The organism is Streptomyces sp. PU-14G, from assembly GCF_041028275.1.
GTDB lineage: Bacteria > Actinomycetota > Actinomycetes > Streptomycetales > Streptomycetaceae > Streptomyces.
Window position 1 is genome coordinate 20,056 of sequence record NZ_JASKYT010000035.1, and the last position, 11,103, is coordinate 31,158.

Sequence of the window (11,103 nt, forward strand, 5' to 3'; positions counted from 1 at the left end):
CGTTGCTCACCGGTCGACGCCTCCCATCACGGGGTCGATGGACGCGACGGCGACGATCACGTCGGCGACCTGGCCGCCCTCGCACATCGCCGCCATGGACTGCAGGTTGGTGAAGGAGGGGTCGCGGAAGTGCACCCGGTAGGGGCGGGTGCCGCCGTCGCTGACGACGTGCACGCCCAGCTCGCCCTTGGCCGATTCGACGGCCGTGTACACCTCGCCGGGTGGCACCCGGAAGCCCTCGGTCACCAGCTTGAAGTGGTGGATGAGGGCCTCCATGGAGGTGCCCATGATGTTCTTGATGTGGTCGAGGGAGTTGCCGAGCCCGTCGGGGCCCAGCGCCAGCTGCGCGGGCCAGGCGATCTTCTTGTCCCCGACCATGACGGGGCCGGGCTCCAGCCGGTCGATGCACTGCTCGATGATGCGCAGCGACTGGCGCATCTCCTCCAGGCGCAGCAGGAACCGGCCGTAGGAGTCGCAGGTGTCGACGGTGGGGACCTCGAAGTCGTAGGTCTCGTAGCCGCAGTAGGGCTGGGCCTTGCGCAGGTCGTGCGGCAGGCCCGCCGAGCGCAGGATCGGTCCCGTGGCGCCCAGCGCCATGCAGCCGGCCAGGTCGAGGTAGCCGATGTCCTTCAGCCGGGCCTTGAAGACGGGGTTGCCGGTGCACAGCGCGTCGTACTCCGGCAGGTTCTTGCGCATCTTCTTGACGAACTCGCGCAGTGCGTCGACGGTGCCGGGCGGCAGGTCCTGGGAGAGTCCGCCGGGCCGGATGTAGGCGTGGTTCATCCGCAGCCCGGTGATCAGCTCGTACAGGTCCAGGACGTGTTCGCGGTCGCGGAAGCCGAAGATCATCACCGTGGTGGCGCCCAGCTCCATGCCGCCGGTGGCGATGGCGACCAGGTGCGAGGAGATCCGGTTGAGCTCCATCAGCAGGACGCGGATGACGTTGGCGCGGTCCGGGACGTCGTCCTCGATGCCCAGCAGCCGCTCGACGCCCAGGCAGTACGCCGCCTCGTTGAAGAACGGCGTCAGGTAGTCCATGCGGGTGACGAACGTGGTGCCCTGGGTCCAGGTGCGGTATTCGAGGTTCTTCTCGATGCCGGTGTGCAGGTAGCCGATGCCCGCGCGGGCCTCGGTCACCGTCTCGCCGTCGATCTCCAGGATGAGCCGCAGCACCCCGTGCGTGGAGGGGTGCTGGGGGCCCATGTTGACGATGATCCGCTCGTCGTCGCTCTTGGCGGCGTGCGCGGCCATCTCGTCCCAGTCCCCGCCGGTGACGTCGTAGACGGTGCCCTCGGTGGTCTCGCGGACCCCGGCGGGTGCGTGTGTGGTCGCCATCAGGTGTAGGACCTCCGCTGGTCGGGGGCGGGAATCTGGGCGCCCTTGTACTCGACGGGGATGCCGCCGAGCGGGTAGTCCTTGCGCTGCGGGAACCCCTGCCAGTCGTCCGGCATCAGAATCCGGGTCAGCGCGGGGTGGCCGTCGAAGATCAGACCGAAGAAGTCGTAGGTCTCCCGCTCGTGCCAGTCGTTGGTCGGGTAGATGTCCACGATCGAGGGCACGTGCGGGTCCGCGTCGGGCGCGCTGACCTCCAGCCGGATCAGCCGGTTGTGGGTGAGCGAGCGCAGGTGGTAGACGGCGTGCAGCTCGCGGCCCGTCTCGCCCGGATAGTGGACGCCGCTCACCCCGGTGCACAGCTCGAAGCGGAGCGCGGGGTCGTCGCGCAGGGTGCGGGCGACCCGGGGCAGATGCTCCCGGGCGATGTGGAAGGTCAGCTCCCCGCGGTCGACGACCGTGTTCAGAAGGGCGTGCTCGGGGGCGAGCCCCTGCTCCTCCAGTGCGCCTTCCAACTCGTCGGCGACCTCGTCGAACCATCCGCCGTAGGGGCGCACGGCTCCCCCCGGCATGCGTACGGTCCGCACGAGACCGCCGTACCCGGAGGTGTCGCCGCCGTTGCGGGCGCCGAACATGCCGTGGCGTACGTCGATGACCTCGCCGGTGTTGCCCCGCTGGACGGGGACGGAGCTGCCCTCTTCGGGCTCGTCGGGCCCGTTGCCGTTCGCCTGTGCGCTCACCGCAGCAGCCCCTTCATCTCGATGGTGGGCAGCGCCTTCATCGCCGCCTCTTCCGCCTCGCGGGCCGCTTCCTTCTGATTGACGCCGAGCTTGGTGTTCTTGACCTTCTCGTGCAGCTTGAGAATGGCGTCGAGCAGCATTTCGGGGCGCGGGGGGCAGCCGGGCAGGTAGATGTCGACGGGGACGACGTGGTCGACGCCCTGCACGATGGCGTAGTTGTTGAACATGCCGCCCGAGGAAGCGCACACCCCCATGGAGATGACCCATTTGGGGTTGGGCATCTGGTCGTAGACCTGGCGCAGCACCGGGGCCATCTTCTGGCTGACCCGGCCGGCCACGATCATCAGGTCGGCCTGGCGCGGCGAGCCGCGGAAGACCTCCATGCCGAACCTGGCGAGGTCGTAGCGGCCCGCGCCGGTCGTCATCATCTCGATGGCGCAGCACGCCAGCCCGAACGTCGCCGGGAACATGGATGATTTGCGCGCGAGCCCGGCCGCTTTCTCCACGGTGGTGAGCAGAAAGCCGCTCGGCAGTTTCTCTTCAAGTCCCATTGCTTAACCCCTGCCCCTAGTCCCATTCCAGGCCGCCGCGCCGCCAGTCGTAGGCGTACGCGATACCGATGAGGGCGACGAAGACCAGCATTTCGACGAGTCCGAACATCCCGAGGGAGTCGAAATGGACGGCCCACGGGTAGAGGAAGACGATTTCGATGTCGAAGATGATGAAGAGCATCGCCGTCAGGTAGTACTTCACCGGGAAGCGCCCGCCTCCGGCCGGCTGCGGCGTGGGCTCGATGCCGCACTCGTACGCCTCCAGCTTGGCCCGGTTGTAGCGCTTGGGGCCGATGATCGAGGCCGCGACCACGGAGAAGACCGTGAACGCCGCCGCGATGGCTCCCAGTACGAGGATTGGTGTGTAGACGTTCACCGCTCCCGTCTCCTTCCAGGCGTCGACTCCGACTGCCGGCAGACCGCTGGGCCGCTGCCCCGACCCGGGAAGACCGATCCCACGAAGATCGCTCTTATGTGAGGCAGTTCACAAGCCCTGTTCGCAGGCATCTTAAGCCCGCCCCTCTGTGATCTGCGACACGGGGGGCGCCAACTGCTTTGTGATCTCCACCACCTGACGGCCAATCATTCCGTCTGATGAGCGTTGATCTTCACACGCAAAGCCTCTAAGTGATCACCCGAGGTGACATTCCGCCGTGCTCACAGCGGTTGGAGGCGGGTGGCTGTACCAGCCACTGGCATGCAGAGGCAAATTAGCGCTGGACGGTTTCACCTGGTATATGCGAACCAGTTGACCTCGTGCGCTCGTGAAGCCCGGCACAAGCCGCGCTCCACCCGGCGGCCCCCCGGAGGGATCTTCGAAGCCGGCTCCGGCAATCCACGGGAACGCCCCCCGCGGGACCGCCGAGACCGTCCCGCGATCCGGCCGAGTCCATGCCGTGACCGAGCGAGATGGGTGATTGGGCCTCAATGTTCTTTTCGCACGAAGAGTTGAGTCGGTGGAAGTGAGCTGCGTCACTCGCCTGCTGCGGCAGTCACTGCCTTCTTTGCGCTCGCCTTTTCCCCGTGGTATATGCGCCCGAGGGATTCCGGCAATGCGGACAACTGCATGGTCACAGCCCCGTAGTTGGGCATTGATCACGTCGTGGAAGGGCCCGGCCGCCCTCCATGGAGAGCGCAACTGACCGTGCACACGACGACTGTGGCGCATCGCACGATTGTTGAGCGGAGGGTTTATCGCCTGCTAGGCATTCCCTCATGTCCCCGAAAGCTCAGATACCCAGCCACCGGAAGCCCCGCAACAGCAAGATGAATACGGCGCTGCGTGCGGGTGTGACGGGCGGCGTCATGGGCACCATGGCCCTCACCGCGGCGGCGGCGCCGGCCTTCGCGGCCGACAAGAACGCACCGGACCAGACCGTCGAGATGCCCACCCTCTCCACGGCCGACTCCAACGCACGTGCCGCCGAGTCCCTCCAGAACTCGGCGCAGCAGTTCCAGCTCCAGCAGGCGCAGGAGAGCGCCGCCTCCCAGGCCAAGGAACAGGCCAAGGAGAACAAGGAGAAGGCCAAGGCGAAGGCCGAGGCCAAGCGCAAGGCCGAGGCGGCCCGCAAGGCCCGTGAGGCGGCCCAGCAGAACGAGGCCCCCGCCTCCCGCTCGGCCGACCGCGACTCGCTGACGACGGCGTCCGCCCCCGCGCCGCAGGGCGGCAACGCGGCCACCCTCATCAACTTCCTGCGCGCCCAGGTCGGCAAGTCCTACGTCATGGGCGCCACAGGGCCCTCCGCGTACGACTGCTCGGGCCTGACCCAGGCGGCCTACAAGCAGGTCGGCGTCAACCTGCCGCGTACCTCGCAGCCGCAGTCGACCGCCGGCACCCCCGTCTCCCTCGACAACCTCCAGCCCGGCGACCTGCTCTACTGGGGCGGCGCGGGCAACGCCTACCACGTGGGCGTCTACGTGGGCGGCGGCAAGTTCATCGGCGCCCAGAACTCCTCCACGGGCGTCGTGGAGCGCCCCCTGAGCTACGACCAGCCCACCGGCGCGGTCCGCGTGCTCTGACGTACCGCGTACCGCTCCCGGTACGTCACTCCTCACGGTGAAGGGTCCACCGCCTCGCGGCGGTGGACCCTTCGGCGTGTGCGGGGCCCCGGTCTCCGGAGCCCGGGGGCGGTGGCTCAGGCCCTGGGGGCCACCTTGGCCAGGCCGTTGATGATGCGGTCCATCGCGTCGCCGCCGGTGGGGTCGGTGAGGTTGGCGAGCATCTTGAGGGTGAAGCGCATCAGGAGAGGGTGCGAGAGGCCGCGTTCGGTGGCCAGCTTCATGACCTTCGGGTTGCCGATGAGCTTCACGAAGGCGCGGCCCATCGTGTAATAGCCGCCGTAGGTGTCCTTGAGGACCTTCGGGTACCGCCGCAGGGCCAGCTGGCGCTGCGCCGGGGTCGCACGCGCGTGCGCCTGCACGATCGTCTCCGCCGCGATGGCACCGGACTCCATCGCGTACGCGATGCCCTCGCCGTTGAACGGGTTGACCAGCCCGCCCGCGTCACCCACCAGCAGCAGCCCGCGCGTGTAGTGCGGCTGCCGGTTGAAGGCCATCGGCAGCGCCGCGCCGCGGATCGGACCCGTCATGTTCTCGGGCGTGTAGCCCCACTCCGCGGGCATGGAGGCGCACCAGGCCTTGAGGATCTCGCGCCAGTCGAGCTCCTTGAACGAGGAGGAGGTGTTGAGCACGCCCAGCCCCACGTTGGAGGTGCCGTCGCCCATGCCGAAGATCCAGCCGTAGCCCGGCAGCAGCCTCTCCTGCTCGCCGCGCCGGTCCCACAGCTCCAGCCACGACTCCAGGTAGTCGTCGTCGTGCCGCGGCGAGGTGAAGTACGTGCGCACGGCCACGCCCATCGGGCGGTCCTCACGGCGGTGCAGGCCCATCTTCAGCGACAGGCGCGTCGAGTTGCCGTCCGCGGCGACGACGATCGGGGCGTGGAAGGTGACCGGGGTCTTCTCCTCGCCCAGCTTGGCGTGCACACCGGTGAGGTGGCCCGTGCGCTCGTCCACGATCGGGTCGCCGACGGTGCAGCGCTCGTACAGCCGTGCGCCCGCCTTCTCGGCCTGCCGGGCGAGCTGTTCGTCGAAGTCGTCGCGCTTGCGGACCAGCCCGTAGTCGGGATAGCTGGCCAGCTCCGGCCAGTCCAGCTGGAGACGCTGGCCGCCGCCGATGATGCGCAGACCCTTGTTGCGCAGCCAGCCCGCTTCCTCGGAGATGTCGATGCCCATGGCCACCAACTGCTTGGTGGCGCGCGGGGTGAGACCGTCGCCGCACACCTTCTCGCGCGGGAAGGCCGTCTTCTCCAGCAGCAGCACGTCCATACCGCTGCGGGCCAGATGGTAGGCCGTCGTCGAACCCGCGGGCCCCGCCCCGACGACGATCACATCGGCGGACCGCTCGGAGGCTGGTGTCGGCCTGGGCTCGGTCTTCGGCTGGGGATCGGCCACGAGGACTCCCGCGATGCTGGCTGGGTCGGCTGACCGAGCCAGTCTATGCGGGCATTCGGGGCACCCCTCGGACCGCCCCCCGGCGCCGGGCCGCCACGGCGGGCGCCGGGCCGCCGCGCCGGGCGCCCGGGGGGGCGGGGCCGGTCCGCGTGCCCCGGCCCCTCGGCGCCCGTGCAGCCGTCCCGGCTGCCCCGGCCGTTCCGGTACCGGCCGTTCCGGCTGCCCCGCTGCCGGCCGTTCCGGGACCGGCCGTTCCCGTCCGCCCGTTGCCGTTCCGGAAGTTGCCGCAGGAGGGGGCCGGGGTGAAACCGTCCGGCACATCCGTGCTCGCGCAGGCCACGGCTGTCCCCGCCCGCGCTACTGCGGCGGTGCGGTTCCCCCTCCGTCGCCGCCCGCCGGGTACGGCGGAGGGGCGCCGGGCACATCGGCGCCGGGCATCCCCCGCGCTTGCCCCTGCCCCGGGTGGCCCGGGTGGCCCGAGTCGCCCGGTTGCCCCGGGTGGGCCGAGTCGCCCGGTTGCCCGTAGTCCTGCTGACCGTGCCCCTGAGAGACCGGCGGTCCGTACCCGGGCTGCCCGTGCAAGGGGTGGCCGTACGAGGGCTGCCCGTACCCGGGTTGGCCGTACGCGGGTTGGCCGTACCCGGGCTGCCCGTACGAGGGGTGGCCGTATGTCCCCGCCGCCTGGGCGGCGCTGGAGCCCAGGCCCGTACGACCGGGGCCGCCCTTGCCGAACTGGGCGCGCAGCAGCGGCACCAGCAGTGCGCCGCCGAAGGACCACAGCAGGGCGAAGAGCAGCAGTTCGGCCGAGCCCGCCGCGACCTCGGCACTGGAGGTGAAGCTCTCACCCGTGGGCCCGGGGTCCGTGGAGTAGTCGGTGTCGTCCAGGGGGCTCGCGGCCTCGTGGAAGCTCGCGTCGAAGCCCGCACCCGCCACGGCGGCCAGCAGCAGTACGCCGAGGACGAAGAAGCCCGCAGCCAGCAGCTGTTCACCACGGGTGGTGCTGCGGCGGGCCACCAGGTAGCCCAGCAGCAGTGCGCAGACCAGCCCTCCGGCGAGCGTGCCGACGACGGCCCAGCCGCCCGCCGCGTCCGCGAGCTCCGCGTAGCCGGCCGCCTCGCGTCCCGCGTCCCACTCGCTGACGTTCCACTTCACGTCGATGGGGGCGCCCCAGGCGAACGCGAGACCGAGCACGCCGATGTTGGGCAGCAGCGCCAGCACGCTCCACACCTCGTTCGCGCTGATCTCGTCCTCGGTGGCCAGCAGGACGACGAAGACCACCACGGACGCCAGCGCGACCACGCTCACCAGGGCGAGCGCCGCCGTGCGCAGGGCGCCGACGGCGACGCGGAGTCCGGAAGCAGGACGTCCCGCCAGAAAGGCGTCGGTCTCGCCCCGGGTGAGGACGAGCGCGGCCACGAGCGTGGAGAGCAGGAAGGAGAACAGCAGCGTGAGTCCGGGCGCCGAGTCGAGTTCCAGTCCCTCGTACGAGGGGCTCGCGTACAGGCCCAGCGCCAGCCCACCGAGTCCGCAGACGGCGCCGATCCGCAGAGCCGCCTCGAAGCCCGCCGAGGGGGTGGCCCGGGTCAGGCGCCGCCGCTCGAAGCGGGCCGCGAGCACCAGGGCGCCGATCCACACGGCGGTTGCCAGCAGCGGCAGCCCTGAGACCTCGGCCTCGCCGACGACGGAGGCACCGCCGAGGTCGGACGTGCCGTCGGAGGAGACGCCGAAGCCGCCGCCGACGCCCTGCAGCAGTGCGGCCAGCGCGACCCGCATCCGGGTGCCCCAGCCGATGTCGAGGTCGTCGATGTCCTCGGTGGACCAGACCCCGAGGGCGCAGGCCGCGACGAACAGCAGTGCCAGCGGCCAGGCGGCGACCCGCAGCGCGCCCAGCCAGTCCCCCTTGACGGTGCGCACCATGAACAGGCCGAAAGGCGTCGGCTGGGCGGGCGCGGCCGGCTGCGGCTGCGGCTGCGGCTGCGGCTGCGGCTGCGGAGGGACGAACGGCGGCGCCGGAGGGGCCGTCGGCGCGGGCGGAGCCGCAGAGGGCACGGACGGAGCCGTCGAGAGACCGGGAGACGACGACGAAGGCGCGGGCGGAGCCCCGTGCGGTGGTGCGGGAGCACCGGACGGCGGTCCCGGCGAAGGTGCGGGGGGCGACGGCGGAGCCGCCGAGGGAACGGGCGGCTGCGTGGGGGCCGTCGGGGTCCCGCAGGACATGCAGAACTTGGCCTCGGCGGGGGAAGCGGCCCCGCAGCGCGGGCAAGGGGACGGCGGCGACGACATGGCGCTCCGATGCGTTCCGGGGACGAGGCGGCGCGGGATTGCACCGTACGTGTACGCGCAGACACGTATTGCACTCCCATAGTTCCCCGCCCGTGCATCAGGGGGAAGGGAATTTATCCAAGCGCAACCCGTACCGGAACGGCCGCCGTCGACGGGGCGTCAGGAGCGCGCCTTGAACCCCCGGTGCAGCGCCACGATGCCGCCCGTCAGGTTGCGCCAGGCCACCCGCCTCCAGCCCGCGTCCTGGAGGCGGGCGGCGAGGCCGGGCTGGTCGGGCCACTCCCGGATGGACTCGGCGAGGTAGACGTAGGCGTCGGGGCTGCTGCTGACCCGCCGGGCGATCGGTGGCAGCGCCCGCATCAGGTACTCGCTGTAGACCGTGCGGAACGGCGCCCACGTGGGGTGGCTGAACTCGCACACGAGCACCCGGCCGCCCGGCTTGGTGACCCGGTGCAGCTCGGCCAGTGCCGCGTCCACGTCGCTGACGTTGCGCAGCCCGAAGGAGAGGGTCACCGCGTCGAACGCCCCGTCGGCGAACGGGAGCCGGGTCGCGTCCCCGGCCGTGAACGGCATCCAGGGGTGGCGCTGCTTGCCCTCACGCAGCATGCCGAGGGAGAAGTCGCAGGGCACCGTGAAGGCGCCGGCCTCGACGAACGGCAGCGACGAGGTGGCCGTACCGGCCGCGAGGTCGAGCACCCGCTCGCCGGGCCGCGCGTCGATCGCACCGGCGACGGCCCGGCGCCACAGCCGCGCCTGACCGAGCGAGAGCACGTCGTTGGTGAGGTCGTACCTGGCCGCCACGTCGTCGAACATGGCGGCGACCTCGTGCGGCTTCTTGTCCAGGGATGCGCGCGTCACGTCTCGTCTCTCGTCCGTGTCTCGTCCGTGCCCGGCCGTGCCGAAGCAGGTGCGGCGTTCAGTTGGCGTCGATGAGGGCCAACTCGGGGTGCGCGGTTCCCCCGTCGATGGCGGTGGAGGACAGGTGGGAGACGACCTTGTCGTCCACCGGGTCGTTCGCCGGGTCCTCGTGCACCACCAGGTGTTCGTAGGTGGTGGCACGCTGCGCGGGGACGCGTCCCGCCTTGCGGATCAGGTCGATCAGCTCCATCCGGTTGGAGCGGTGCCGGGCGCCCGCCGAGGAGACGACGTTCTCCTCCAGCATCACCGAGCCCAGGTCGTCGGCGCCGTAGTGCAGCGACAGCTGCCCGATGTCCTTGCCGGTGGTCAGCCAGGAGCCCTGGATGTGGGCGACGTTGTCGAGGAAGATCCGCGCGATGGCGATCATGCGCAGGTACTCCAGGACCGTCGCCTGCGTCCGCCCCTTCAGGTGATTGTTCTCGGGCTGGTAGGTGTACGGGATGAACGCGCGGAAGCCGCCCGTGCGGTCCTGCACGTCGCGGATCATCCGCAGGTGCTCGATCCGCTCGGCGTTGGTTTCGCCCGTACCCATCAGCATCGTGGAGGTGGACTCCACACCGAGCTCGTGGGCGATCTCCATGATCTCCAGCCAGCGCTCGCCCGACTCCTTGAGCGGCGCGATGGCCTTCCGGGGCCGGGCGGGCAGCAGTTCGGCGCCGGCACCCGCGAAGGAGTCCAGTCCGGCGGCGTGGATGCGCTCGATCGCCTCCTTGGGGCTCACCCCGGAGATCCGCGCCATGTGCTCCACCTCGCTGGCCCCGAGGGAGTGGATGACCAGCTGCGGGAACGCCTTCTTGATGGCGGCGAAGTGCTCCTCGTAGTACTCGACGCCGAAGTCGGGGTGGTGGCCGCCCTGGAACATGATCTGGGTGCCGCCCAGCTCCACCGTCTCGGCGCAGCGGCGCAGGATGTCGTCCAGGTCGCGGATCCACACCTTGTCGCTCTTGGGCGAGGCGTAGAAGGCACAGAACTTGCACGCGGTCACGCACGAGTTCGTGTAGTTGATGTTCCGCTCGATGATGTACGTGGCGATGTGCTCGGTGCCCGCGTAGCGGCGCCGTCGCGCCTTGTCGGCGGCGGCGCCCAGCGCGTGCAGGGGCGCGTGGCGGTAGAGGTCGAGCGCCTCCTCGGGGGTGACACGTCCGCCGGTGGCGGCGCGGTCGAGGGCGGAGAGCAGGTCGGCTTCCGACACGTGCGCTGTCACCGTGGCGTCCCTCCAATAGTCGCGCGTTTCGCACATTTCGATACACCTCGCCGCTTACCACAGCACAGCGGCGCCCGACCAGCCTACGCCAGGGGTTCTCAGCCGATCTTTCGGAGTGTCCCCGCCGCGTCCCCGCTGCCGTCGACGTGCGACTCGTACCGCAACCGGTCGTTCGCGCGCAGCGTGAACTCCTCCTTCTCGCCACCCTCCGCGCACAGCTTCGAGCTCGGTGCGGAGCCGGAGGCGTCGGCCACCAGACGCGTCTTCGTGGCCGACACCAGCTCCCACTTCGCCGCGCACTCGGTTCCGGCCAGCACCGCCTTGCCCGTGGCGACGGTGTCGCCCTCGCCGCCCTTCTTGATCGTCACCGTCATGGTGCCCACCGGGATGCCGCGCTGGGAGTAGACCTCGCCCTTCCACTTGCCGACGAAGCCGTCGGGCACGGTGCCGGGGCCGCCCCCGCCGGCGGGCGGGTCCTTCTCCGAACCCCCGCCCGAACCGCCGCTCGCCCCGCCACCGGGCGAACCCTTCCCCGGCCGGTCGTTCTTCGGGGGCGGCTCGGCGGAGTTGTCGTGCTCAGAGCCGCCGATTCCGGGCACGATGTCCGCGAAGGAGGCGCCGAACAG

9 protein-coding genes and 1 pseudogene are annotated in these 11,103 nt (G+C 70.5%); 1 reads left to right on the forward strand and 9 read right to left on the reverse strand.

Annotation, left to right across the window (positions count from 1 at the left end; translation table 11 throughout):
- Positions 1–6: 6 nt before the first annotated feature.
- From AB8Z75_RS06850 to AB8Z75_RS06865, 4 genes are read right to left on the reverse strand one after another with little or no spacing between them, the layout of a single operon-like run.
- A complete protein-coding gene (locus tag AB8Z75_RS06850; protein WP_369200481.1) occupies positions 7–1,335 on the reverse strand; it encodes an NADH-quinone oxidoreductase subunit D in 1,329 nt (442 codons plus the stop codon).
- Complete coding sequence (locus AB8Z75_RS06855) at positions 1,335–2,072, reverse strand: NADH-quinone oxidoreductase subunit C (RefSeq protein WP_369200482.1); 738 nt, start codon at positions 2,070–2,072, stop codon at positions 1,335–1,337. The genes AB8Z75_RS06850 and AB8Z75_RS06855 overlap by 1 nt, the downstream gene beginning before the upstream one ends.
- Complete coding sequence (locus AB8Z75_RS06860) at positions 2,069–2,623, reverse strand: NADH-quinone oxidoreductase subunit B family protein (RefSeq protein WP_027738848.1); 555 nt, start codon at positions 2,621–2,623, stop codon at positions 2,069–2,071. Before AB8Z75_RS06860 ends, AB8Z75_RS06855 begins: the two co-directional genes overlap by 4 nt.
- A 16-nt stretch (positions 2,624–2,639) precedes the next feature.
- Complete coding sequence (locus AB8Z75_RS06865; RefSeq protein ID WP_114018821.1) at positions 2,640–2,999, reverse strand: NADH-quinone oxidoreductase subunit A; 360 nt, start codon at positions 2,997–2,999, stop codon at positions 2,640–2,642.
- Between the two features lie 839 nt (positions 3,000–3,838).
- On the opposite strand from AB8Z75_RS06865, the gene AB8Z75_RS06870 reads away from it, so the two are divergent.
- On the forward strand, positions 3,839–4,642 hold the full coding sequence (locus AB8Z75_RS06870; RefSeq protein WP_369200483.1) for a C40 family peptidase: 804 nt from the start codon (positions 3,839–3,841) through the stop codon (positions 4,640–4,642).
- Positions 4,643–4,758: 116 nt separating this feature from the next.
- Here the strand turns inward: AB8Z75_RS06870 and AB8Z75_RS06875 are convergent, their stop codons facing one another.
- The 5 genes and pseudogenes from AB8Z75_RS06875 to AB8Z75_RS06895 all read right to left on the reverse strand — a co-directional run.
- Complete coding sequence (locus tag AB8Z75_RS06875; RefSeq protein WP_369200484.1) at positions 4,759–6,072, reverse strand: geranylgeranyl reductase family protein; 1,314 nt, start codon at positions 6,070–6,072, stop codon at positions 4,759–4,761.
- A gap of 357 nt (positions 6,073–6,429) precedes the next feature.
- Positions 6,430–8,121 (reverse strand): hypothetical protein, encoded by a 1,692-nt coding sequence (locus AB8Z75_RS06880; RefSeq protein WP_369200485.1) that lies wholly within the window; start codon positions 8,119–8,121, stop codon positions 6,430–6,432.
- Positions 8,122–8,514: 393 nt separating this feature from the next.
- Entirely contained in the window at positions 8,515–9,213 is a 699-nt protein-coding gene (locus AB8Z75_RS06885) for a demethylmenaquinone methyltransferase (RefSeq protein ID WP_369200486.1), read from the reverse strand.
- A gap of 58 nt (positions 9,214–9,271) precedes the next feature.
- Complete coding sequence (mqnC, locus tag AB8Z75_RS06890; RefSeq protein WP_369200487.1) at positions 9,272–10,477, reverse strand: cyclic dehypoxanthinyl futalosine synthase; 1,206 nt, start codon at positions 10,475–10,477, stop codon at positions 9,272–9,274.
- 98 nt (positions 10,478–10,575) lie between these two features.
- Positions 10,576–11,103: pseudogene (locus AB8Z75_RS06895) on the reverse strand (serine/threonine protein kinase); the annotation flags it as partial.

Bases quoted from the DNA above. Each gene is read 5' to 3' on its own strand.
- AB8Z75_RS06850 (WP_369200481.1), bottom strand. From the start codon at position 1,335: ATGGCGACCACACACGCACCCGCCGGGGTCCGCGAGACCACCGAGGGC.
- AB8Z75_RS06860 (WP_027738848.1), bottom strand. From the start codon at position 2,623: ATGGGACTTGAAGAGAAACTGCCGAGCGGCTTTCTGCTCACCACCGTG.
- AB8Z75_RS06870 (WP_369200483.1), top strand. From the start codon at position 3,839: ATGTCCCCGAAAGCTCAGATACCCAGCCACCGGAAGCCCCGCAACAGC.